This window comes from Marinoscillum sp. (genome assembly GCF_965229915.1).
GTDB lineage: Bacteria > Bacteroidota > Bacteroidia > Cytophagales > Cyclobacteriaceae > Marinoscillum.
Genome location: NZ_CBDDJZ010000001.1, coordinates 1213457 through 1239098 on the forward strand (window position 1 = coordinate 1213457; position 25642 = coordinate 1239098).

Annotated in this window: 16 protein-coding genes; 1 reads left to right on the top strand and 15 read right to left on the bottom strand. The window is 44.8% G+C overall.

Annotated features, from left to right (window positions below):
* Positions 1 to 10: 10 nt before the first annotated feature.
* From ACO067_RS05230 to galK, 6 genes are all read right to left on the bottom strand, one after another.
* Complete coding sequence (locus ACO067_RS05230) at positions 11 to 3325, bottom strand: SusC/RagA family TonB-linked outer membrane protein (protein WP_421871529.1); 3315 nt, start codon at positions 3323 to 3325, stop codon at positions 11 to 13.
* Between the two features lie 133 nt (positions 3326 to 3458).
* Positions 3459 to 4478 carry a FecR family protein gene (locus ACO067_RS05235; protein ID WP_421871531.1) on the bottom strand — a complete coding sequence of 340 codons (1020 nt, stop codon included), beginning with the start codon at positions 4476 to 4478 and terminating at the stop codon, positions 3459 to 3461.
* A gap of 131 nt (positions 4479 to 4609) precedes the next feature.
* The gene (locus tag ACO067_RS05240) at positions 4610 to 5281 is read right to left on the bottom strand and encodes an RNA polymerase sigma factor (protein ID WP_421871534.1); all 672 of its coding nucleotides are present in this window, start codon (positions 5279 to 5281) and stop codon (positions 4610 to 4612) included.
* Between the two features lie 165 nt (positions 5282 to 5446).
* Entirely contained in the window at positions 5447 to 6514 is a 1068-nt protein-coding gene (locus ACO067_RS05245; RefSeq protein WP_421871536.1) for an aldose epimerase family protein, read from the bottom strand.
* Positions 6515 to 6645: 131 nt separating this feature from the next.
* On the bottom strand, positions 6646 to 7695 hold the full coding sequence (locus ACO067_RS05250; RefSeq protein ID WP_421871538.1) for a UDP-glucose--hexose-1-phosphate uridylyltransferase: 1050 nt from the start codon (positions 7693 to 7695) through the stop codon (positions 6646 to 6648).
* A 5-nt stretch (positions 7696 to 7700) separates the two neighbouring features.
* Entirely contained in the window at positions 7701 to 8864 is a 1164-nt protein-coding gene (gene galK / locus ACO067_RS05255; RefSeq protein ID WP_421871541.1) for a galactokinase, read from the bottom strand.
* 72 nt (positions 8865 to 8936) lie between these two features.
* Here galK and ACO067_RS05260 point away from each other — a divergent pair, with 72 nt between their 5' ends.
* Complete coding sequence (locus ACO067_RS05260; RefSeq protein ID WP_421871543.1) at positions 8937 to 9629, top strand: NUDIX hydrolase; 693 nt, start codon at positions 8937 to 8939, stop codon at positions 9627 to 9629.
* Position 9630: 1 nt separating this feature from the next.
* Here ACO067_RS05260 and ACO067_RS05265 read toward each other — a convergent pair whose 3' ends face one another.
* From ACO067_RS05265 to ACO067_RS05305, 9 genes are all read right to left on the bottom strand, one after another.
* A complete protein-coding gene (locus ACO067_RS05265; protein WP_421871545.1) occupies positions 9631 to 11037 on the bottom strand; it encodes a sulfatase-like hydrolase/transferase in 1407 nt (468 codons plus the stop codon).
* Between the two features lie 40 nt (positions 11038 to 11077).
* On the bottom strand, positions 11078 to 12601 hold the full coding sequence (locus tag ACO067_RS05270) for a sulfatase family protein (protein WP_421871547.1): 1524 nt from the start codon (positions 12599 to 12601) through the stop codon (positions 11078 to 11080).
* Positions 12602 to 12603: 2 nt separating this feature from the next.
* Positions 12604 to 14184: an arylsulfatase gene (locus ACO067_RS05275; protein WP_421871550.1), complete on the bottom strand. Its 1581-nt coding sequence runs from the start codon at positions 14182 to 14184 to the stop codon at positions 12604 to 12606.
* A complete protein-coding gene (locus tag ACO067_RS05280; protein ID WP_421871552.1) occupies positions 14181 to 15614 on the bottom strand; it encodes a T9SS type A sorting domain-containing protein in 1434 nt (477 codons plus the stop codon). The genes ACO067_RS05275 and ACO067_RS05280 overlap by 4 nt, the downstream gene beginning before the upstream one ends.
* A 68-nt stretch (positions 15615 to 15682) precedes the next feature.
* A complete protein-coding gene (locus ACO067_RS05285; protein WP_421871554.1) occupies positions 15683 to 17161 on the bottom strand; it encodes a RagB/SusD family nutrient uptake outer membrane protein in 1479 nt (492 codons plus the stop codon).
* A 12-nt stretch (positions 17162 to 17173) separates the two neighbouring features.
* A complete protein-coding gene (locus ACO067_RS05290) occupies positions 17174 to 20263 on the bottom strand; it encodes a SusC/RagA family TonB-linked outer membrane protein (RefSeq protein WP_421871556.1) in 3090 nt (1029 codons plus the stop codon).
* 39 nt (positions 20264 to 20302) lie between these two features.
* Entirely contained in the window at positions 20303 to 22645 is a 2343-nt protein-coding gene (locus ACO067_RS05295; protein ID WP_421871558.1) for a glycoside hydrolase family 2 protein, read from the bottom strand.
* Between the two features lie 12 nt (positions 22646 to 22657).
* Complete coding sequence (locus ACO067_RS05300) at positions 22658 to 24352, bottom strand: arylsulfatase (protein ID WP_421871560.1); 1695 nt, start codon at positions 24350 to 24352, stop codon at positions 22658 to 22660.
* An 8-nt stretch (positions 24353 to 24360) separates the two neighbouring features.
* Complete coding sequence (locus ACO067_RS05305) at positions 24361 to 25584, bottom strand: hypothetical protein (RefSeq protein WP_421871562.1); 1224 nt, start codon at positions 25582 to 25584, stop codon at positions 24361 to 24363.
* Positions 25585 to 25642 lie beyond the last annotated feature (58 nt).

A 25642-nucleotide genomic window follows, 5' to 3' on the forward strand; every position in this document is an offset into this window, starting at 1 on the left:
CAGTTTTTGATTAAAATCCAAAGTTTAGACCTACAGACATTGTCTTTACATTAGGGAATGCTCCCAGATCTAGCCCACGCTCGTAGATGGTAGGCCCACGAAATTCTGGGTCAAGTCCCGTGTATTTAGTTAAGGTGAGCAAGTTTTGCCCTGAGATAGACACCTGAGCAGTTTGGAAACCAATCTTCCCTAACAAACCTACCGGAAGGTTGTACGCGAGGCTGATGAATTTGAGACGGGCGAAATTTCCATTTTCCAACCACCTATCCGTATCAGCTCGTGAATTCAAAGTAGTCCCATAGTAAGCTCTAGGCACGTCTGTATTTTGGTTTTCGGCAGTCCACGGCCGGATGCCAGCAGGATAGTTAGAGTTGTCATCAAATCTACCCATCACAGACATTGGAGCGTTATACACTGTAGCTCCCAAGGAGCTAAACCAGGTCATCGTGAACTCAAAGTTTCCATAAGAAGCATTTAAGTTGAGTCCGATTTCTACATCTGCCCAGGGATTGCCAACCACCACTTTGTCATCGTTAGTGATCTGGCCATCTCCATTGTGATCTACAAATCGGATATCACCAGGCTGTGCATCTGGCTGAATCACCTGACCGTCAGTGGTATGGTTCTGTACATCCTCAGCATTCTGAAACAAACCATCGGTTTCCAGTACATACCACATCCCTATTGGGTTGCCCACTTCAGTCACGGTATTGCCCACATAGATGTCATTTCTTCCATATCCAAGTGAGAGCACTTCATTGTGGATGGTCGTTACATTCAATGAAGCATTGTATTTCAGATCTTTTTCAGCTTCAGAATATGCCAGGGTGAATTCAAATCCAGAGTTTCTTAAGGAAGCCGCATTCACAATAGGGTTGCCTCCATCGTTACCAGTAGTGAGTGTGATTGGTGCAGCTGTCAACACATCGTCTGTTGTGGACACATAGTACTCAGCAGTGGCTGTTAGTTTGTTGTCCAAAAGACCAAGGTCCAATCCAAAGTTGCTCTGAGTGAGTGTCTCCCATCTCAAGTTGTTGTTAGCCAACCGGATATTTGTAGCACCTGGCTCAATGTGCTGATCATCACCCATCACGATAGTCGGGAAGGTATTGATAGTCTGCTGATAATCCCAGAAACCAATATTGGCACTACCGAGTGTCCCATGATTGGCACGTAGTTTCAAATTGCTGATTAAGCTGCTATTGAAAAATGACTCGTCACTAATTCTCCATGCACCAGCGATGGATGGGAAAGTGGACCAGCGATTGTCTGGACTTAGTCTAGATGTTCCATCTCGTCTGAATATGGCTGTAAGAATGTACTTATCATCATAGGAATAGTTCAGTCGTCCCAGGTACGAAATCAAAACCGCTTCTTGTCGGAATCCAGTAACTACTGCCTGATCTCCCTGATCTAATACTGTGTAGTACTCACCTGTAGTTGGGTTTTGAGGTAGATTTCTTTTAGTGCCTTCCATGCGTGCATACTTGTCGTTTTGGAAAGTTTGTCCCAACAACACGTTGAAATTGTGCTTACCAAAATCCTTTTCCAATGTCAGTGTGTTCTCTACCAACAATGTGCTGGATGCCGCTCGGTTTTCGATGGCGATAGCCGGATCATATGGCTGATTCAGGGTCCAGTTTCCTTCCTTTCTCAGGTACTGGTAGTGATCGAAGCTAGCATTGTACCCTACATTCAATCGGTATTTGATCCATTCTGCTGGCTTGATCTCAGACCAGAGGTTTCCACGTACGCGGAAGTTCTCATTGGTACGGTCATCCAGATCAGCAATCGCTATTGGGTTGGTCGCAAATGTTCTGGCACGATCTTCACTCCCATATCCATATCCCCCAGGGTTGTTCTCGTCATAAACCGGGATCGTCGGCATCAAACGAATTACATCAAATATCGGATTGCCAGACATTTCGTCTGCCTTCGCATTGGTGATGGCAATGTTTTCACCTACACTAAAGATTCCCTTGTTAGCAGAGGTATTCACTCTGAAGCTTAATCGCTCAAAACCTGTACTGATTACCGTTCCTTTGTTCTCGAAATAGTTACCGGAAATCAAGTAGGTTCCATTGGAGCTACCGCCTGAAAAAGACAAGTTGTAATCTTGAATGCGACCGGTCTGGAAAGTCTCATCTTGCCAGTCTGTATCATTGGTCAAGTCGTGATCCTGCCTGGGAACTCCCGCATTATCATAGGCCATGTTATTGATCTCAATGTATTCATCACGTGCCGCCAGGTCATATCTCGGGATATTCTGAATTCCCGTTTTACCGGAGAACTTCACCTGAAGTGGTCCTTCTTTACCTTTCTTGGTGGTAATGATAATCACACCATTAGCTGCTCTGGATCCATAAATGGCCGCTGCAGAAGCATCTTTCAAGATTTGTATAGACTCAATGTCATTGGGGTTGAAATCGCGGTTGGCTGTGGTGATCATTCCATCAATAACATAGAGTGGAGGTTCATTAGAAAAATTGCTCAACCCTCTAATTTGAATTTGTGCTTCACTACCAGGTTGGCCTCCGCCTCTGATGTTCACACCAGTAGCCAATCCTTGCATGGCCTCAGCCACGGTGGTAGCCTGGCGTTTTTGGACCTCTTCGGATTCCACCACAGAAACTGCTCCAGTCAGGTCAGCCTTTTTCTGCTCACCATACCCCACCACTACCACTTCTTGCAAGCTGGTATAATCTGTTTCCAATGTCACGCTTATCTCTGTCTGACCAGCTACAGCCACCTCCTGAGACTTGTACCCCACAAAGGAGAATACAAGTGTTTCTGTGTCATCTGAAACAGTGAGTTTGTAAGATCCATTAACGTCAGTGATGGTACCAATACTTGTTCCTTTGACTGCTACTGTAGCACCAGGTAAACCCTCACCATTTTCATCGAGAACTTGCCCCGTGATGGTGACATCATCAGGTATATCGTAGGTCTCCAACACACTTGGCGTTTTCAAGTGGCGATCCACATGAATGTGTTCATTGATTCGCTTGAACTGAACGTTGGCTTTTTTGGATATTTCCTCCAATATCTTGCCCAATGACTCATTGGAACCAATAGAAACTTTCTTGTTTTTCACAAACCGGTCGTTGTATGTAAAGACAAAGTCGGTCGTTGATTCAATCTCTCTGAAGATCTGGAGCAATTCCCGATCCTCAGCTGTAAGGTCAATGTCGATTTCATATAAGCTCTTTTGCTGCGCCACGCCTACTCCGGCGTGTAACATACCAGCAAAAAGCACCTGTAGAAATATGACGTAAAAAAGGGGTTTAGACATAATCAATATTTCCCTCAGTAGATTATTTTTCATACTTTTAAGGTGTTTTAGTGAATAATTAGATTGCTAGAACCAACCCTTGCAGCCGGAGTTCCCCAACTTTTTGGATGCGAGGGTTTGTTGTTTTGTAGGTTATTGATACTAACCAGTTTAGGTCATTAATTCATCATTTTTCTTCATCATAGATCCGAATGGTTTTATGGTTTATTGAATAATTGAAATGAGAGGTGTAGCTAATCCCTTTCAGGATTACTTCAAGTGGTTTATTTTGATAGCGACCGCTGTATTGTCCTTCCAGATTCAAACTTTCATCTACTTCTATCTTCACTCCATACCACTTTTCAAGAGATTTGAAAATTTCTGGCAATGTCTGATTTTCAAAAGCCAATAGTCCTTCAGTCCAGCCAATTAGCAATTCTGGGTCGAATTCTGTCTGATTCAGCGTACCATCATCTTTATTGAACACGCCCATGTCTTCCGGGAGCAGTACTTCCTTTCGACCCGCAGTGCTTTCTATCTGCACTTTGCCTGTGACCACTGCCACATAGATTTGCCTCTCTTCGGTGTAGCTTCTCACATTAAAAGAAGTCCCGAGCACCCGAGTGGTAAGCTGGCCAGACTCTATTAGAAATGGTTGTTGTGGATTTCGCTTCACGTCAAAGAAAGCCTCTCCATATAGAGTGACCTGGCGAATACTATCGACAAACTCTTTCGGGTAAACTAGTGAGCTTCCAGAGTTGAGCATCACTTTAGTCCCATCCGCAAGCTGAATGTTGCGCTTTTGTCCGGGAGCCGCCTTGATCATGACCATCTCTGGCACACTCAGAGTTTCTTCTGGTTGATTCAAGTAAAGTATGGCAGTCACAGCCAGTAAAAGGGCAATCACAGCAGCCAAACGAAAAGTATGGGTTTGTCGCCAAACGAACGCCTTATTATTTCGACGGTTGTTGGCCTTCAATACTTGTTCAAATACTCCTGTGTATTCTTCCTCAGTGAGTTGATATTGATTCTTGTAAGAAATAGACTGAACGATCTGCTGTGCTTGCTCCACTACCGGAACTCGGTCTGGATTAGTTGAAATCCACTTCTTCCAGAAGTGATCCGTTTCCTGATCGGGATGCAGTACCCAATTGACGAAGAACTCGTCCTTTAAAAAATCCTCTAATTGATAATGCCGATAGTCCATCTATGCTTCTTGTTCCTTTACCTCTAAAAGGCAAGAAACTCGCAAATGACCATAGGGTGTTGAAATATTTATAAATATCTCAACAAATAAGCTTTGCGACTGATGATAATTGCAATAATAAATCCTATAAACTACAAATTAGATAACTGTATCGCAGATAGTAAAGTGAAGATTTCCTTCTTATGTGGACCCAGTATCTTGGCGAGTGACTCAGTAGATCTGTAGATCAAGGCTCGGGATGATTTAACTTTAATGCCCAACATCTCGGCAATCTGATCATATTGTAGTCCCTCAAAAAAATACAAGACCAATGCTTCCCGCTGCAGCGGTGGGAGCTGATTCAGACTCTCTTCAATCAGCTTCTCTTTGGCAACATCTAGTTGGCCATTGATCCATTTGGCTTCTGCTGAAATAGTGATTAAAAAGGACTCATTTCCAGAGTCCTGCTCTGCCGATTTACGCTTTTTGGTATGTTTTATAGAACGTAGAAGCTTGTTTCGAAAGCTCTTCATCAAATAGAATTTGATGGAATTGGTGGATCCCAGCCCTTCGCGATTGTTAATCAAGTCTATGAAAAGATCCTGAAGAGTATCCCGTACTAAGTCACGATCATTTACAAATTGACATCCGTAATTAAATAACACCTCGGAATGGGTCCTATAAATGTAGGTAAGTGCATTTTGGCTTCCAGATTTGAACCGATCCCACAACAGATCATCACTCTCCAGATGCTCATTTTTTTGAGAAACATGCAAGAATTGATTACCGGTTGTCGCTTTAGAAGTTCTAGAAGTGTCGCTCATACACGTAAATATTACGGTTATAAATTTATCAAAAACAACACTGAAAAGCGATTAAATTTTACATTTTCTCAAATACACAGCGCTCATGGAGAATAATAATCAATGGAAACATTAAATAGTAATTCCCTTGTACTGCAGCAAAAGAGCCTTACTGTCCGTCGGTTTTTAAGAGAACTTATAAACTGTGGTGCTATGATACTCCTCCCCTGGGTAAAGAATAGTCAGTGGGAATGTTTGTTTGTTTGGTGAATCCGGATAATGCTGCGTTTCCAGACAAAAAGCATCTCTTCGCTGGTAGGTTCCACCTTTGCCCGTCTCTTTTCCATCCAGAAAGTTGCCGGTGTAAAACTGCAAGCCTGGCTCAGTGGTGAGTACCTCCAACACAATACCACTCTTATCTCCACGAGCTTTCGCAGCAAACCTCGGTCCCTGTGTGGTACGCTTATCCAGGGCATAGCTGTCAAGTGTGTAGTTGTGATCATAACCAAACCCAAATTCTATCTGCTGATGCTGATCCTCGATCCGCTCGCCAATTCGGGTTGCTTTCCTAAAATCCAGCGGAGTATCTTCTACCTTCTCAATGGTACCAATCGGTATCTGGTTCTTATTGATAGGCGTAAAAGCTGAAGCATTAATCTCCAATACATGATCCAGAATAGAACCACTACCCTCTCCGTTCAGATTAAAAAAGGCATGGTTGGTCAAGTTAACCGGAGTTGGCTTGTCAGTGATAGCCTTGTAATCCATCACCAGTTCATTATCATCCGTTAGCGAATAGGTCATTTCCACTTCTAGCTGGCCAGGAAACCCCTCTTCACCATCTGCTGCCGTGTAGGTGAGTGTAATAGCTGTATCAGAAACCTCTTTCACTCCCCAAACCACCTTATGAAACCCTTTGACACCACCATGCAGGTTATTAGGTCCATTATTCTGTGCCAGTGTGAAGATGTCCCTGCCAATTGCAAACTTGCCATTGGAAATGCGATTGCCAAATCTCCCGATGAGCGCACCAAAATACTCCTGTGAAGTGTTCAAGTATTCCTCTAGTGTGTGGTAGCCTAGATTGACATCTACCAGATTTCCATTCTGATCCGGCACAATCAAGTGTACTATCCGACCACCGTAGTTGGTAATGGTCACTTGCGTGCCTTTAGTGTTGGAGAGGAGGTAGAGGTCCACCTGCTGGCCATCCAGCTCTCGCTGAAAAGATTTTCTGATAGATGTGTATTCCAAAGTCTTGTCTATTTATTCTGGCTAATGAATGCTAGCAACCTCCTAGTATTCAAGTCTCAATACGTCAAATCTATTAAAAAGTGAAACTAGAAGACTAATTATTTGAGATTCTTCGGTTCGTATCCACATTTTTAAACAGATTGTTCCTGTAGCTTGTAATGCACTGATGATAGAGATCTCAGCTTTTCGGCGGCCATTTCAGCAGTAATATCACGCTGCGGATTGGCAAACATCTCGTAACCGACCATGAATTTTTTGACTGTAGCCGAACGAAGCAATGGTGGATAAAATGAATAATGAAAATGCCAGCCTTCGTAATCTGCTCCATCGGTAGGCCGCTGCTGCATTCCGGCCGAATAGGGAAAAGAGCAGCCAAACAGGTTATCATATTTGATAGTAACGAATGACAGCATGGATGCAAATGACTGTTCCTCTTCTTCGGTCATATCGGTCACTGCCTGAATATGTCTTTTGGGTATGATCATGGTTTCGTATGGCCATACAGCCCAAAATGGCACTAAACACACAAAATGTTCATTTTCACTAATGATTCGCTCGCTAGATGCCAATTCTTGCTTCAAATAATCTCCTAATAATGAAGTTCCGTGTTTATCAAAATATGCATTCTGGGTTTTTGTCCGCTTTTCAATTTCATTTGGAACACTGCTCTGAGCCCAAATCTGTCCATGGGGATGCGGATTGCTACAGCCCATTATGGATCCTTTGTTTTCAAATATCTGAACGTTACTGATGTAATCAATTGCTGATAATTCATCAAACTGCGCTTTCCAAACCTTCACTACCCTGGTCAGTGCCTCCACACTCATCTCCGGCATGGTCAGGGAATGATCTGGTGAAAAACAAATCACCCTGGAGGTACCTCTTTCTTCCACCGATCGCAACAGTCCATCCTGATGTTCCTCCACGCCCTGATCCTCCATCAAAGCGGCAAAATCATTTTTAAAAACATAGGTAGACTCATAGGCAGGGTTGCTAGCACCCCCCATGCGTTCGTTGCCCGGACACAAGTAACAAGCAGGGTCATAGGATGGACGCTTCACTTCTTCTACAGTCTCCGTTTTGCCCTGCCATGGACGCTTGGTACGATGCGGTGACACCAATACCCATTCATCAGTGAGGGGATTATACCTTTTATGTGGCTTTTCAATGTTTAAACTCATATGAATTAGATCCTTTTCACGCCATCAGAGATCAGTACTTTGATTGGAGTGATCTCTTTTTTAAATTCTGCCTGATAGGCTTTGTTAAGCTCATCTATAAACTGATCTTCACTCCCTTTATTCACCAGGTTGATGGTGCAGCCACCAAATCCTCCACCCATCATCCGAGCCCCCAGCACGTCACTTCGTTCGTTGGCAAAACCAGCCATGAAGTCAATTTCAGGACACGAAATCTCATATTCCGTGCGCATACCATCCTGAGCCACTTTTAGTATCTGACCAACAGTTGCCCATCTGGATTCACTCATTGCTTCTGTCATTTTCTTTACCCGATCATTTTCTTCGATCACGTATTTGCACCTTCTAAAAACAACATCAGAAAATTCATCCTTATGCGCCAGTAACTGATCCATAGTAACATCACGCAATGATTCGATCTCAGGATCGCTTTTTTGCAGGATAGCTACTCCTTCCTCGCACTGCTGGCGACGAATGTTGTACTCTGAATCAGCCAGATTGTGTGAGACATTGGAATTGCACAAGATGATGGTATGATCAGTCAAGGCTATAGGAAAGTGCTGGTACGCCAACGACTTACAATCTAGCAGTAGCGCTTGGTCTGGAGCACCCATCATACTGGCAAACTGGTCCATAATACCACACATGACCCCAGCATAATTATGCTCTGCTTTTTGAGACATTTTCACCATGTCTACTTTCTCAATTTTGAGCTGAAATAGTTCGTTCAAAGCAAAACAGGTACCACACTCCAGTGCAGCTGAAGATGACATTCCTGAACCTTGAGGAACATCCCCAGAAAAAACCATATTGAAGCCTTCTACCTCACGGCCAGATTTCTGAATCTCCGCCACCACACCCATGATATAGTTGGCCCATGAAACCGACTGAGACGGCTGGAAATCATCTACTATAAAGGAGAACGTTTCATTCATATCCAACGAGACTAGTGTAGACTGAGCAGTACCAGATTTGGACACAGCCAGGTAAATGGCTTGATCCACAGCAGCCGGTAATACGAATCCATCGTTATAATCAGTATGCTCTCCAATCAGGTTAATCCGGCCCGGTGCTTTGACCACTATGGGGTCCGCACCAAACTCTTCAGTAAACCGAGATTTAACTTCATTATGGATTTTTTGATTCATCATTTCTGAGGGTTAAGATAATTAAGCGTAATTTTAACGTTTATTTAAATAAATTCAAAATACTATTTTTGACTCATGACATATCAGCATCCTAAGTTACTAGTGGCCATTGACTGTTTGGTTTTTGGATATGATACCTCTGAAAACAACTTGAAGGTCTTGCTGTTTGAGCGGCAGGTAGAACCATTTGCTGGTGGCTGGTCTCTAATAGGTGGATTTGTCAATGAGCAGGAGAATCTGTCCAGTGCGGCAGAGCGTGTACTGGAGAAGTTCACGGGACTCAAAGATGTATTCTTAGAGCAACTATCCACCTTTGGTCAAGCTGATCGGGATCCGGGAGGCAGGGTGGTCTCCATTCTTTACTGGAGTCTGATCAAGCTGGACGAGCTACACCGAGACATTGCTAATGAGCATGGTGCCCGATGGTTTGATTTGGATGATTTGCCTGCACTCGTATTGGACCACAGTGCCATGGTGAGACTTGGTGCCGAACAGCTCGTTCAAAACGCCAAATTACGCCCAATAGGATTTGAGTTGTTGCCCGAAGAATTTACTTTGCCACAGCTAAAACAGCTATATGATGCCATTTACGGCAAACAAATAGACGATCGGAATTTCCGAAAAAAAATATTGTCCACAGATCTGTTGATCAAAACAGAAAAGAAGGACAAATCCTCCTCTAAGAAAGGTGCCTTCCTCTATCAGTTTGATACTGAGAAGTATAACTATCTGCGTAAACAAGGATATCATTTGGATTTGAATGTGTGATCTAATGACCTGCACGCTGGTAATACCACTCCATTAGTTCGGTAGTGAGCTGTTGCTTTTTACCTGGATGCTGCTCAGATAAATCGTTAGTCTCAAATGGATCCACGTCCAAATCGAATAAAAATGATTCTGATCCATCCAACCTGGTGATCAACTTCCATCTACCTGAGCGCATGGCTAGCTCTGGCCGCATCGATTCTTTATCTGGGGTAGGCTTGGGTTTTTCATAGTACCAAAACAGGTTTCTTTCCGAGGCTCCCTGCAGGTTTAGTATCGCTTTACTCCTATCCATGCCTTCAATGGATTCTGAAGGTTCAAGGCCGAGTAAGCCACATATCGTTGGGTAAATGTCTATACTTCCCATTACCATGGTACTGTCTACTGATGGCTGGATCTTTCCTTTCCAATATGCGATAAAAGGCACTCTGATACCACCTTCATACAAGCTCCATTTACGACCCTTCAAGCCGCCAGTAAATCCTGGTGCTCTCAGGGGTCCCTGATAGCCGTTTGGATAGCTATTTGGCTGATAATATCTGGGCCAATCCGTCGGACCATTGTCACTAGCTATGATGATGAGTGTATTGTCAAGTAATCCACGGGACTCTAACTCCTGAGTAAACCTACCAATCTCACGATCCATGGCTTTGAGTACGGCAAAGAAGTCGCGTTCATAGGGATTATCGGTCACTGAATCAAACTCTCGAGCAGCTCCCTCTTTGGGCAGGTGCCAGTCGTGTACGTCATTTGGCCACAAGTTGATGTAAAAGGGTATTTGCTGGTGCCTATCTATGAATGATAAAGCACTATCTACATAAATTCCGGTTTTCTGATGTTTGTAGACGTATTGAATGTCGCCATTACCTAGAGCAGCACTCATCTCGTGTAGCTTGTGCCTGGCATCTATATTCAGCAAACGATCTCCCATCCCTTCAAAACTGACCAGAGACTCATCAAAACCATAAGCAGTTGGTCTCGGGGCCTCTGCAATATCTCGGCCACCGCCCATGTGCCATTTACCAAAATGCCCGGTGGCATATCCTTCATCTTTGAGGTGGTTAGCTATGTTGGGTTTATCGGTTGGCAGGAAATAAGGCATATTCCATTCCTCCAACTCCTGGCGATTTCCAAAGATGGAATTGATACCCAGAGTGGCTGGATACTGACCTGTAAGTAACGACGCTCTGGAGGGAGAACAGACCGGAGACATGGCGTAGTAATTGGTAAGTCTTAGACCTTGACCAGCTAATTGATCGATATGAGGTGTTTGTACTTTTGAATTGCCAAAGCAACTTAGATCACCATAGCCCATATCATCAATGAGTATAACTACTACGTTAGGTCGATCATTTTGAGCAATAGTCAGTTGAGACAGCACTAGCAGAAGCAGCATGATGTAATACCTCATACTATTTCAGCAATTATGATTACACCTCCTCCATTCATTGTCATTTTTTTTGAATGATTTTGTTCATTGTATTCTCCATTTCATTAACCAAATCTTGCTGCTTACTTACCAGGTTGACTTCTTCCTCCTTATCAGAATTTAAGTTGTACAACTGTGGCGTGCTGGATAAACCAACGGCTATATCCTTATTGGCCAGCCAATCAGGTGTCTGCCCTTCAAAAGGTTTGATATACTTCCACTCTCCAGATCTGAGTGAAAGAGTGAATGATTCTTCCAGAAGTTCATCCCGACCATTCTTATCCTGACCGAACCATGCCTGTAAGTAATTCTCACTATCAACCACTCCATCTCCTACATGTGCACCAGTAAGACTCGCTAGAGATGCAAGTAGATCAATTTGTGTGACCAATGCATCAGAAATCATGGGTTGAATCTTTCCCTGCCAATAGACAATGGTGGGAACACGTGTACCAGCCTCATAAGCCGAGTACTTACCTCCCTTATATCCTCCACTAGGATCATGATCCCCTACTAGCTCCACTGCCTGATCAAAATATCCATCATCCAGTACAGGTCCGTTATCGCTTGTAAAAATGATCAAGGTGTTTTCGAGCAAGCCCTTTTTCTTCAAATTACTGATGATATCCCCGACAGCCCAGTCCATTTGAGCAATAGCATCTCCTCGTGGACCCATACCAGTTAATCCTTGAAATTGTTCATTCGGAACTCTAGGCACATGAATGTCATGGAAGGAATAGTACAAAAAGAATGGTTCATCATTTGTCGTGCCAATGAAGTCTTTAGCCTTGTCATTAAGGACAAAAGGTATTTCTTCATCTACCCATCTTGCCGACTGACCTCCCGTCATGTACCCAATACGACTGATGCCATTCACCACCGTTTGACTATGCTGTACATCTGCTTTCTGTTTGAGCTGATCGGATATTTCCAGTCCTATTGGGCCTGGATCTATTCGCTCACTGTAACTCACCTCTATGGGGTCCTCTGGGTCTAAATTGACTACAGCGCCATCTTCTACAAAGACGGCAGGAACTCGATCGCCAGTGGCAGGTATAAGAAAACTGTAATCAAACCCGATTTCATTTGCCCCTGGGGTTATGCGCTGATTCCAATCTATTCTACCATAACCCAGACCTAGATGCCACTTACCCACCACTGCCGTTCGGTAGCCAGCGGACTTCAGCATTTTGGGTAAGGTTTGAAGTGCGGTATCAATAAGCAAGGGAGCGTCTCCTGGCAGAATAGCCGCGTTATTCCTGAAGGCATAATTTCCAGTGAGTAATGAATATCTGGAAGGAGTGCATGTAGCAGCTGAACAGTGACCATCTGTAAAACGAACACCACCAGCTGCTAATTGGTCTACATTTGGGGTGCTGATGGCTGTGGCTCCATAGCTACTCAAATCACCATAGCCCAGGTCATCTACATAGAATAAAACAATGTTAGGCTTCATTTTCTCTTGCTCCTCCTGCTTAGGAAGTTCACATGAGAGTAAAAGCCCTAAATAAATGATCAATAATACGCTCAAAAGTCTTTTATACATTATTACTTCGTTTTCAGCTCTTGCCCGTCGTATGAGGTGATATTTTGAAGTGCACCAACTCTATCGGCCCATTCCTGCCATTTGATTTGCATCTGCTCAACCAACTCTGGGTTTTCATCAGATACTTCATTCATTTCAGTCCTGTCATCCTTCAGATTATAAAGTTCCCACTCTTGAGTTCTCGGTGCTCCGGGAAAATGCCAACGCCTAAAGTAAATGGTATCGTGTACAAACCGAGACACGAGCTTCCAATCTCCAAAACGCACAGCTCTATTGCCTTCGTGCTCCCAAAATGTCCATTCTCGACCAGTAGCACCCTGCTTTAGGGCAGGTACCAAACTTTGTCCTTCAAGCTTCTTAACTCCCTTTTCGATTGGAAACGTGCTCTTAGTCAAATCTAAAATAGTGGGTACCACGTCAATAATATGGCCTACCGCACTGGTGGTAACACCATTTGGAATACGAGGGCCGGCTATAATAAAAGGAGTTGATATCCCACCTTCATTCAAAAAGTGCTTGTAGGTTCTGAAAGGCGTATTACTTACATTGGCCCAGGGCAGATTGTATGAGGTGTAGGAGTCCGGTCCTCCAATGAGGTTACCTTCCTGCCATCCTATCGCCTCAGCACAGGCTCCATTATCAAAGAGAATCATCACATAGGTATTGTCAGCGATCCCCAATTCATCCAGTTTGTCGAGTACTCTACCTATGTTTTCGTCCAACGACTTGAGCTGTGCTGCATAAGTAGCCATTTTTCTGGTCCACTTTTGCTGATCTGCAGGGCTGAGGTCTGACCATGCAGGAGCCTTTGGGTCCCTGCCGGGAATAGACCAATTGGGGTCAATCAATCCTAATTCTAACTGATTGGTAATACGCTGCTGTCTGATCAGGTCCCATCCAACTTCATATGTTTCAAGAAACTCCTGAATGTATTGTTCTTTTGCCTGGAGTGGCCAATGACAGGCATCCCATCCCACGTAACCAAAGAAGGGTTTTTCGGACTTTACACTTTCATCGATAAACTCCAGAATGTAATTTCCTGTATAATCTGTAAGGTAATAGTGCTGGTCCTCTGTGGTCCAATCTTCACCATCTAGCATGATACCGTTCCGTTTGAAGTAGTCTACTCTTGCATGTCGCCACCATGATCGATCAAAGCCTCTTTCAAAGGGAGTTTGATGGTTTTTTATATTCCCAACATGCCACTTACCCACCATAAAGGTGCTGTAATCATTGGACTTCATGATCTCAGCGGCAGTGCGTGCATGATCATCCAGATGACCTTGGTAGCCATCTTCGTTCCAGCTTTGGTTCATGTAGCCAACGCCCGCCTGGTGAGCATAGAGACCAGTAATGAGACTAGCTCTAGTCGGGCAACACCTGGCTCCATTGTAAAACTGGGTAAATGACGTCCCTCTATCCACCAAGCGGTCAATATTCGGGGTAGGCACCTCACTACCAAATGCAGCAATATCTGAGTAGCCCATATCATCCGCGAGCATGAGAATGACATTTGGTCGTTGCTGTCCAAATGAACTGATCCAAAGAGCTACAAATACTGAACTAAAGATGAGTCGTTTCATTTGCTATCAATAAAGACTTTCTTAGAATAAACCTCTTGTCCACTTTTAAGTGTCAGTTGATACACGCCGTTTCTCAAGTCAGACAGGTCCAGGCGGATTTCATCGGTTGAAAACTCGTTCACTTGCAACTCCTTCCCTTCGAGTGAGTGAATAGTAATTTCAACTTTTCCTTTCAGTCTACCTCGATCAATTTGAAGCAGTCCTGCGGTTGGGTTGGGGTACAAACGGATGGTGTCATGGATCTCTTCAAACACTTCTCCCAATGGCAGTCGGTAAGACGCCCACTCGAGGTAATCATCTACACACAATGGATTAGCTGCCAACGAGCCGTCCTCTTCCAGTTCTAATGAGACCTGCATGTAAACCGGATTGATGAACCACAATGGTGACGTGGGGTTGAGTACCTGGGGTGCGGATTGCTGCAAGATGGGGTAAGTGGCTAGAAAGACCCCATACTGATTGAATTTTTCCCGGTAAAGGTCCAGGTAGTTTTGAGGGTACCATTCTCTCGAATCAAAAAATGCCTTGAATTCATCAGGAGTAACTCGCTGAGAGTTCACCACAGTATACCACTGGTAAGACTTCCAGGTGGGATCATACCCGTAGGTATTAGCGAAATCAGTTCCAGCTTCTGTTGCATTGAGTGGTTCTTCGATTTTGGATCGATACAACCGATGAAGCGAAAACTCCGTGATCAAAAAAGGTTTTTCAGGCATAATGCTTCGGGCAAACTCAAATCCAGCATCCACTTCATCAAAGCTTTCAATGTGAAAGTGCAGGTCAAATCCAGCAATTCGATCATCATCGTTGGCCATCTGAAGCAGTCCACGTACCGCATCATTGTTTTGTGTAGACGTCTGAAAAATAGCCGGGATAGATCCGCCATAAATCTCCGGTCGGCGAAAGGATGGCCGACGGTCGTAAAACGGCTCTACTACCTCATCCAAAAGACGCTGAGTAAAAACAACCAAAGGGATACCGCCGTGTGACTCCTGAAAGACCATATCTGCACCCACTGTCTCAAGGTTCGGCTCATTACCTAAAGTGAAAATATCAATGTGCTCACCAATTCGTGCGATCACAGATCCAATCACATCAAACATTTCACGCTCACGCTGTGAGTTAGGAATGGGAATTCGTTCGTTCTGATGAAAATCAAATCGGAAACCAAAAACGACTTTATATCCAGCATTACTAGCCCGGATAATGTGTTCCAATCCTTCATCAGTAGCTGGATCCAATTCACCATTCATGTATCTAAAAAACCGAGGAGTGACCCGTACCCAGCGGACACCGGCTCTTGCCAGTAGCTCATTCTCAATTAGGTCTGGGTCATGATTGTAGTTTGCGCCTAGTTGTGTTTCTAATCTCTGGGCCTGCAGTGAAGCAGAACTTAGAATAATAACTGTGAAAAGAATAAGTCTAAACATGCTGATCTGAAAGTTAGGTCTGTCCGCTGTGCGGACAGACCATCTATGATTATGAAGAAGTATAAAAATTAATTGTATCCCTGATCCTGTACGATGAGATCGTTGTTATTAGCCTCTTCGGCAGGGATTGGGAATCTACGTCTGTGCGTGCCATCTACTGATATTCCACGCGCCTCGGCATTGGATAGGAACAAATCATGTCTGAGCAGATCTTCTCTTCGCTTAGCCTCATGGATAAACTCTTTAGCTCGCTCAGAAAGAATGATATTTCTTAAAGCCGATCCTTGTGAAGCAGCATCTATAGTCGTATGATCTGTGAGACCGGCACGTTCGCGTACTTGTTTGATCAAATCCTTGGCCTCCCCGATAGACTGGTTGAGTTCATTTAGTGCTTCAGCCCTCGAAAGAAGCATGTCTGCATAGCGAATAACAGGGATATCCACGCCATGGAAGTTTCCCTGACCATTCGGATCAAAAAGCTTCATGTATCTGCGATTGTTAGCACGCTGGTCGCTGTATCTTAAATTTGATCCGGTCACATCTATATAATCGTCTACTGCTGGCAAAGCTCGATCATCGTTGGCTTCCATACCATCTATCACCCAGTCAGTCACTCGCCAGTTCGTAGCCCATGCCGCCATCTGAGCAGGGTCTCTCACCAGTTCCGGAATGTTTGGAGCGGAGTAAAAATCTGGAGAGGCTACTCCGTTGGGAAAGGTGGTATGATATCCCTGCTGGTTAATGGCTGGCCACACAGACATCATCTCCCTGTTTCCTTCATTGGACACAAAGAACAACTGACGGAAGTTTGGATATAGGTCATAGTATCCCAGATCCATTACCTCCTGAGTCATATCAGCAGCTGACTGCCATTGCCTGGTGTTCAGGTAGTGTTTGGCAAGATGTGCCATGGCAGTTCCTTTGGTGGCACGACCGTACTTATAGTAACTCGGTACGGAGCCGGGATGCGGCAAGTCTTCTATAGCTTCGAGCAATTGGGTCTCAATAAATTCTAACATCTCCTCTTCTGTGGCTCGAGCTTTGTTAGTTGGCTCTCCCGATGCTTTCCTCAGCACTACTGGTCCATAAAGGTTATAGAGCAGTGCATAAGTAGAGCCCCGAATGAATTTGGCTTCAGCCAACACGATAGACTTGCGTTCGGTATCTCCTTCAAAGTTGTCAATATTGTCGATCACAATATTGGCGTCTCTGATGGCTCGGTATAGTCGACTCCACCATTCATTGAGCCACTGGGTGTCGGCAGTCCAGGTGAACGTCTCGAATGGAGAATTCAACCCGGCCACACCTCCTTCGGATACGATCATGATGTCGGTGGTTGTTTCCTGTGGAAGGATGAGTGTATGGACACCTTCTTGAGGATTGGTGAATCCATAGGCATTGAAAAGCATGGCTTCAATACCCTTGGCATTGGTTAGGACATTTTCGGGGGCAAACTCATCGAATGGAGGTGAATCCAACTGGTCTTCACATGACCAGCCGATGAGTAGTGCCAAAATGATTAGTGAACTTTTGATATATCTTCTCATGATTGATAGCTATTAAAATCCAATATTTAAACCTACAGTGTATGTTTTGGCAAATGGATATGCATTGAAATCCATCGGTATATTGTTGTTGCCAAACGAGTTAACTGCCGGATCCACTCCTGAGTAATTGGTCCAGGTCTTGAGGTTCTGTCCGGTGGCGAATACACTGAATGAATCAATGAACTTCAACCCGATCTTGTCTACAGGCACCTGATAAGACAACCTGATGGATTGCAGTCTCACGTAGGAGGCATCTTCCACCGTTCGCGAGTTGACTTGATACCCTTCACCAATATTTGGTCTGACGAATGATGCATATTCGTTGGTCGGGTTGTCTTCTGTCCATCGGTTCAGGTAAGGTTCTGCCAGCCTGTTGTTTCTAAAGGTGATGGGATAGTAGGTGTTTACCAGATTTTGATTGAGTAGTTTTCCACCATTGGCTGCATCGATAAAGACCGTCAGGCTTATACCCTTGTAGCTCACTGTATTGGTAAGACCCCAGGTGAAGTCGTGAAAGGAATCGCCAAGTGCTACCCGATCTTCGGAGGTGATCACACTGTCTCCATTCACATCGCGATATTTCCAGTCTCCTGGCTGTGCATTGGTCTTGGTGGCTGAGTAATCATCGTCTGTCTGCCAAACACCATCCACTTCATATCCCCAGTAGGTGTACAATGGTAACCCTTCCTGCACGATGGTAGCTCCCTGAACGAAGTTGAGGTTACCGGCATAGAAGGCATCCACACCACCAAGGTCTGTTACCTTGTTTTGTAGTGTAGAGAAATTGGCCGAGACTTCCCATTTCAGCTCTTTGTTGTCAATGACATATCCGGAAAGCGCCACTTCGATCCCTTTGTTTTGCATTTTACCCAGGTTTTCTGTTCGCGTGCCGAAACCAGTACTGGTTGGCTGTGGCACTGCCAAGAGCAAATCTTTGGTGTTTCGCTCATAATAATCCACCGAACCCTGTATCCGGCTATCTAACAAACCAAAGTCTACTCCAATATCAATCTGCTCAGCTGACTCCCATCTCAAGTCAGGGTTGGGGTATCTGGATGGCTGGATTGTTCCATTTATCACCCCGCCAAGTACAGCACCCCCTCCAGGTTCGAATGTGGTCACGTAGAGGTAGTTGCCAATGGCCTGGTTACCGATGGCTCCATAGCTAGCTCTCAACTTCAGTTCTGACACAAGACTGGCATCTGTCATAAAAGATTCTTCATGCAGTTTCCATCCGATGGCTGCACTTGGGAAGTATCCCACCTGATTGTTTGGACCGAACCTGGATGATCCATCAGCTCTGATAGAAGCAGTGAGTAAGTACTTGTCACGAAAAGAATAGTTGACTCTGGCAAGAAATGCATTTAACTTGGCTTGGGCTCTTCCACTTCCTACAAACTCCAGTGAGTCTGCTCCTGAGCCAATGGCATCTGTTTGCAGATCTGGATATAGAAACCCTGCTCCTTCCGCACTGTTATTGTTGACATTGAACTCCTCATAAGTAACCCCGGTCACGGCACTGATCGAATGCTCTCCAAAGGTTTCATTGAAGTTTAGAGTAACTTCTCCCAGATGATAAGTATTGTTTCGGTTGAAGATATAGCCAACACCACCAAACCCTACACCATCAAGGGTCTCAGGACCTATCCATACATCTTTTCTGGCAGTAGATACATCACCGGCTATTTTCAGCTTGGCTGAGAGTGACGGCATGATGAAGTACTCAGCAAATAATGAACCGAAGGTGCGAAATGAGTTTTGACGGGCTGTTTCGTGATTGGCAAGAGCAAGCGGATTATCAATTACCTGAGTTTGAGAGGTGATATACCTACCTGTGAACGGGTCAATGACACGCGTGATGGTAGGATCATAATAGATGGCGGCATACAAGGCACCAGCATTTTCGTTGACGCCAGTACCATTGGACATGAATCGATCTTTCAATACTGAGGTGTTCAGACTCAAACCCAGATTGAACTTTTCATCCAGTTTGGTATCCACATTTACTTTGAAGTTGTATCGGTCTAATCCTGAATTGATCAAAATACCATCCTGACTAAATGCACTAAGTGACATGTAATAGTTAGTGGTAGCATTGCCGCCTGAAATGGAGAGGTTATGTTCATCTATGCTACCATCTCTGTAAAGCAACTCCGGCCAGCTGATACCGTCACCTTGGAAATCGGCAACTCGTGTGCCTGAAGCTCCTTCATCGATCAAACTATTGAGAATGGTCTGATACTGGTGTGCATCCAGGATTTCATACTTTTTAGCCACCTTCTGAATACTTCTGGAGTAACCATAATTGACTTTTATTCCTCCGGCACCACCGCTTTTGGTAGTGATGATGACAACTCCGTTAGAACCTCGAGACCCGTAAATGGCAGTGGCGCTTGCATCCTTCAATACTTCGATGGAAGCTATGTCATTAGGGTTTAGGCTGTTCAGTGGGTTTCTAGGTGTTTGGTTACCCACAAATCTGCCTCCTGTGCTAGTAATCTGAGTACCTGTATTGAACGGCATGCCATCTACTACGTAGAGTGGATCATTACCCGCTGTGATAGAGCTGGCACCTCGGATCTTTACACTGATAGCACCACCTGGTTCTCCACTTTTAGACTGAATAGATACTCCAGGTGCTCTACCTTGCAGCATCTGCTCCACAGATAAATTAGCTCCGGCGGTCATATCTTTTGGCTTCACAGAGACTACTGATCCGGTGAGGTCAGATTTTTTGACTGTACCATAGCCTACCACGACTACTTCTGATAGTTGCTGTAGGTCAAGTTCCATTTTCACATCGATCACTGATTGGTTACCCACTGATACTTGCTGGGCGGTGTACCCAACATAGCTGAAGGTAATCACAGCATTGCTACTTACAGATAGTGAATATCTTCCATCCAAATCCGTGATGGTCCCATTGGTAGTTCCTTTTTCCAGCACCGTGACGCCAGGTAGGGTTTCTCCCTCTTCAGAGGTCACCTTCCCTGTAATATTTTGCTGAGCAAAGGCACCAATTGTCATGGTAGTCAGCGCTACTACAAAGAGGAGCCGAATCCATGAATAATTGAGTTTGTTGTAAACTAGGTGCATATTCATTCTTGTTATGTTAAGTTTATTGGTTGATTTCTTTTCGGATTAGTTGCCTGCCGGATCACTTGCAGTGGTTCCCATAGCTTTTTGGGCTTTATCTGGAATAGGCTGAACCTGCTCTGTGGCGTAAATACCCACATCAAAGGATGCCTTTTCATCTTGCCTGGTTACTTCTGCTGTAAGTACATTTTTTCCAGTCTTTAACAGATGCAACCATTCGGAAATAGCCACATCCGTATAGTGTCTTTTTCTTCCACCCTGATCCTTTTGTTCAAAAATAAGTGTCCCATTGAGCCATAACTTCAGACCCGCTTTCGGCAAATAATGGCGTAAATACATCGTGGAAGGGATGGTGTTGACGCTGAAGGTTTTGCGCGCATATAGCTTGTCTGAGCTCCACTCCGTGGCGTTAGGTAGGAATGGGTTCTCATAGGAGCTGAAGGGTGCATCCTGTGTATCCCAGTTAAAGTCGTCGTATTGAATGGACCTCCATTTTTGGTCAGGTTCTGTGAAGGAAACTTTCCATTGATTGGCCTCCTGTTCGGAATCTCTCACCAGTCTTCTGGCACTCCAGTATTCACTATATAAAGGTGCTATGAGTTTTCGGAGCTTTTCTGGGGCTACTTTAGTCACCTCTCGATCATATGTTATTAACCCGTTAACTTCTCCTTCTACATCTGTGGTCTGAGTATAGATAGCTCCTGAGAGTCCTGAGCCTACCAGACCTTGCAAGCCATTCATTAGTTTTTCGAATTCTCTGATATACGTGTCCTCATCATGGAAAGTAAGGTATCCCCAGTTTTTCTTGTCCCACCATAAGTGGTCTTTTACTGGATATCCAAGCCCTCCAAATTCTCCCAGGACAGCTGCACGATTCTCCTCCACCGGTTCCATACCCGGTCCAGGATATAAATGAATATCGATCATGTCCCCAACACCCCTGTCAGCCCAGCCACTGGGTGAGTCTATTAAGCGAGAAGGATCATATTCGGTAACCCATTTGGTCACTCGCTCGGTATCGTACTGTCCCCAGCCTTCGTTGAAAGGCACCCATACCAGGATGCTCGGGAATGAATGAAATTGGTCCATCATTTCCTTGAGTTCGGCCTCAAACTGCACAGCCGATTCTTTGGGACGATTGGCATCCTTCTCTTCCCAGGCTTCTATTCTTAGCTCTCTCAGATAGTTGCCATTGGGCATATCCTGCCACACCAGCATCCCCATGCGATCGCAGTGATAGTAAAACCTAGCCGGCTCTACCTTCACATGTTTACGGATCATGTTAAAGCCCATTTCTTTGGTCATCTTCACATCATATAGCATGGCCTCTTCTGTAGGTGCCGTGTAAAGACCATCAGGCCACCAGCCCTGGTCCAATAGCCCAAACTGAAACAACGGACGGTTATTGAGCATAATACGTGTGTAGCCATTGGCGTCTTTGCCTAATGAGATTTTGCGCATGCCGAAGTAAGAATCTACTTCATCTAAGGTCTTTCCGTTCTCATCCAGAAGGCGCACCTTGAGATCATATAAAAATGGATCTTCAGGTGACCAGAGTCTTGGTTGCTCTATACTGAGCGGCTCACTTTTCTGTGTAAGATCATAGCTCTTGGTACTAACCACCTTGTTATCAGCAGATGCGATCACTTCCACTTTGAGACCTTCTGAACCTCTATTAGTCCATGTCTGCACGTCTAACTGGCGCGTGTCAATATTGGGGGTTAGTTTCAAATTGGTAATTCGAATAGCAGGTGTTTTCTCCAGCCATACAGTTTGCCAAATGCCAGTAACAGGAGTATACCAGATTCCGAATGGATCAGATACTTGTTTACCTCGTGGTTGAGTGCCTTTGTCCGACGGATCCCAGACTCTTACTACCAGCTCTTGCTGTCCATCTCTCAAGTGATTAGTGAGGTCAAACTCGAAGGCATCATACCCTCCACGATGCGATCCTACTTCCTCTCCATTTAAGTAAACGACAGCTTCCCAGTCAACCGCACCAAAATGTAAGATGAGTCGTTCATCTGCTGCTAAATCAGCTGCATCGAAGAGTCTGCGGTACCACAGATAATGCTCCTGACCAACGAGTTTTTTCACTCCACTCAATTCGGACTCCACTGCAAAGGGAACCAGGATGTTACCATCAAACTTTTTTGGTTGTGATTTTCCTTTTTTTGCAATGGCATATTCCCACTTTCCATTCAAACTCTGCCAATAAGTATCGCGGCTAAGCTGAGGCCGTGGATATTCTGGCCATGGGTTGGACTTGTCCATCTGGTCGCTCCAGCGTGTTTTCATGCTGTACTTCAGGACCTCATTCTTTTGTGCCTGCACTACCACACTTAGGATAAGGCAGGCTATAGTTAGTATTCTATTCAATTGTTTCATTCTGTTTCTTAATTATGGAGCCGGATATACATCCAGGCTCCCTGCCATTTCTTCCCACTTTTGTTTCAATTCTGTCACCAGTTTCGGATGACCTGCAGACAAGTCATTGGTCTCCGTACGATCGTCTTTCAGGTTGTACAGCATCCACTCTTCATTTGGGTTTAGCTGTACCAGCTTCCAATCTCCTTTGCGAATGGCTTTACTGTTAAAATGCTCCCAGAAGAGGTACTCATGATCCTGACGAGTATTGCCCTGCAGCAATGGAATGAGTGACTTACCCTGCATTGGTGTAATGGCCCTTCCCCGGAAAGTGGCCGGGTATGTAGCTCCGGCCACATCTATAGCAGTGGCCATCAGATCCATTACATGACCAGGACTGGTGTTCACAGAGTTGGGGTCTTTGATGCCGGCTGGCCAGTGTACAATCATCGGTGTACATATACCTCCTTCGTATACTTTGGACTTCCAAAATTTGAAAGGCGTATTGGCTGTGTGTGCCCACTGTGGACCAATCCCGGCATGTACGGTTTGTGGTCCAGGCAGATGCTCCACTTCTTTGTCTACTGGGAAGTACACCTCCTGTCCGTCTCTGGTACTTCCGGCTCTGTCAAAACCAGGACCGTATTTTGAAGGTCTTTCATAACTGGCACCATTATCAGAAAGAAATACAATGATGGTATTGTCCAGTTCTCCAAGTGTTTTCAGTTTGGCTATCACCTTACCGATCCCTTGATCCATCCGATCCACCATGGCTGCATGCACAGCCATAGCTCGGCTATCCCAGACTTTGTGGGCATTGTCTTCCCAGCTCATTTCTGGAAACTGCCAGGAAGCCAGCTTAGTGTTTGACTCATCCATCAAACCCATGTCCAGCATCCTTTGATAACGACTGGACCTTATGGATTGCCACCCGCTTACATACCGATCTTCATATTTTACAATGTCCTCAGGCAAGGCGTGCAGTGGCCAATGCGGTGCGGTCTGCGCCATGTAAATGAAGAAAGGTTTTTCATCAGCAGCAAACTGCTCTACGTAGGCAACCGTGCTGTCTGTTATCGCATCAGTGTAATAAAAATCTTCCGGTACGTCCTGTATAGGCTCTTTTCCATTTACTAGGCTAAAGGGATCGAAGTAGTCTACGACACCCCATATATTGCCATAGTATTTATCAAAACCACGAGCTGTAGGATACTGAGTTGTATCAGAAAACGGACTGTAATCTGCCCGGTGTGCCAACCACTCCAGTTGCTTCTCTTCTTCCAGACGATTGGTCTCAGATACGTGCCACTTGCCTGTCATGCCCGTATTGTAACCAGCCTGTTTCAGTACTTCCGCTATGGTAACAGTATTTTCCTTCAAAAACCCACGATAACCTGGCTTTCCAGTATCAAAAGTCATTCGACCTATACCAGCCTGATGTGGATACAATCCTGTAAGTAATGAGGCACGAGTAGGGCAACAACGGGAAGTATTGTAAAACTGAGTAAACCTCATTCCATTGTATGCTAATTGATCTATGTTAGGCGTTTGAATCTCTCCTCCATAGCTACCCAAATCTGAGAAACCAAGATCGTCAGCCAGGATGATCAGAATGTTTGGTCTTGGGTCTTCGCTCACCGCTTGCTGCTCTGTAGCTGTAGTACAGGCAGCAAGCATGAGTGATATAACCCCAAATGATGTGCGTTGTATTGTCTTTCTAAAGTTCATTCAGTTTCTTATTTGAAAATATCGTCCCACTCATTGGTCACCCTCAGTCCATCAATAATGTATCGACCTTGAGGATCATTCTCCTGAAAAAGTGTCACTGATCGGATGTAGTATTTATCCGGAATATTGATCATGGTATACACCGCCTCTGGTTCGTTCTCCACATCAATGGCGTCACCTTCTTCAAACACAAAGATGGATGCTGTGGATGTGGCAGTGGTTTCCAGTTCGGCAGGAATGGTAGTGGTAATGGTGTGTTTCAGCACTATAAGATATGTCTTGCCAATTTCCATTGTTTTATCTGATAGTTCATTAAGTGCTTCATATCGAATACCAAAAACCATGTTATCAGGATCGGTATCATTGGCTTTGTCATTTTGTACCACAAACCCAGAAGACCACCAGGACGCTCCATTGTTAGGATTCCAACTCGAGAAAATCAGCGGACTGTTGTACCCTCCTGCAGCGGTGGGCACATCTTCAGCTTTGAAAAGAAAAGAGGCATAGTAGCTTCCCGTGAATTCTGCATTTTGTTGAGGATCAATATTGTGCTGCAGCAAATTGGTTTGACCACCCGGCACATCAGGGTTTCTGTCGATTACCACGGCCTTACCGATCCCAGACTCTGGATAACCTTCAAAGGTGAGACTCTCACTAACCAGCTCCAGATCTTTATTGGCTGCACGCACTTTCAGCCATCCATCCAGTGTGGGGTTGGTGTCATCAGTTGCGCGGTTTGTTGATGGCAATAGATCATCGGTGTAATCAAAGTTATCTCTGAAGAGCAAGGTGGGAATGGACTCTGGGTCGGTCACTCCTATACCTGTTGCAGTCACTACTCTGGATATATCCAGGCCTGGTGTGGAGTGAGTAATTTCTGCCATGAATTCACCCTCCTCCTGTGGGTCCAATTGTACATAGACATTGGTAATGTTATTGGTAAAATCAGATGAGCTGAAGGTCACACTAGAAGCAAACCCCTCAGTAGCTGACTTGGATACCTGAAATGGACTGGTAGTGGTCACGGTGACATCACCTTCCAGTAAGCTGCCATATAATCCATAGCTCTGCGTTTTGGGGGAGCCAATCGTCACTCCTTCAAAATCAAGTGAACTCACCTGGGTTGCCAGATCGAGAAACTGAGGAATGTCTCCACCTTCATCCTCCACGCACGCTACAGTTAGTGCAGCTAGTGCCAGGAATAAGCATAAGTATTGTGCCGGTCTTTTCATTTGAATGTATTTAGTTCGGTTAGTCGTACCCTGTGCAGACGAGTGGTCCCGGGCTGAT

Coding starts and splice junctions, on each gene's coding strand:
- ACO067_RS05265 (WP_421871545.1), bottom strand. CDS start 11,037: ATGAGGTATTACATCATGCTGCTTCTGCTAGTGCTGTCTCAACTGACT.
- ACO067_RS05260 (WP_421871543.1), top strand. CDS start 8,937: ATGACATATCAGCATCCTAAGTTACTAGTGGCCATTGACTGTTTGGTT.
- ACO067_RS05235 (WP_421871531.1), bottom strand. CDS start 4,478: ATGGACTATCGGCATTATCAATTAGAGGATTTTTTAAAGGACGAGTTC.
- ACO067_RS05285 (WP_421871554.1), bottom strand. CDS start 17,161: ATGAGAAGATATATCAAAAGTTCACTAATCATTTTGGCACTACTCATC.
- galK (WP_421871541.1), bottom strand. CDS start 8,864: ATGATGAATCAAAAAATCCATAATGAAGTTAAATCTCGGTTTACTGAA.
- ACO067_RS05275 (WP_421871550.1), bottom strand. CDS start 14,184: ATGAAACGACTCATCTTTAGTTCAGTATTTGTAGCTCTTTGGATCAGT.
- ACO067_RS05280 (WP_421871552.1), bottom strand. CDS start 15,614: ATGTTTAGACTTATTCTTTTCACAGTTATTATTCTAAGTTCTGCTTCA.
- ACO067_RS05295 (WP_421871558.1), bottom strand. CDS start 22,645: ATGAAACAATTGAATAGAATACTAACTATAGCCTGCCTTATCCTAAGT.
- ACO067_RS05305 (WP_421871562.1), bottom strand. CDS start 25,584: ATGAAAAGACCGGCACAATACTTATGCTTATTCCTGGCACTAGCTGCA.
- ACO067_RS05300 (WP_421871560.1), bottom strand. CDS start 24,352: ATGAACTTTAGAAAGACAATACAACGCACATCATTTGGGGTTATATCA.
- ACO067_RS05240 (WP_421871534.1), bottom strand. CDS start 5,281: ATGAGCGACACTTCTAGAACTTCTAAAGCGACAACCGGTAATCAATTC.
- ACO067_RS05230 (WP_421871529.1), bottom strand. CDS start 3,325: ATGAAAAATAATCTACTGAGGGAAATATTGATTATGTCTAAACCCCTT.
- ACO067_RS05250 (WP_421871538.1), bottom strand. CDS start 7,695: ATGAGTTTAAACATTGAAAAGCCACATAAAAGGTATAATCCCCTCACT.
- ACO067_RS05270 (WP_421871547.1), bottom strand. CDS start 12,601: ATGTATAAAAGACTTTTGAGCGTATTATTGATCATTTATTTAGGGCTT.
- ACO067_RS05290 (WP_421871556.1), bottom strand. CDS start 20,263: ATGAATATGCACCTAGTTTACAACAAACTCAATTATTCATGGATTCGG.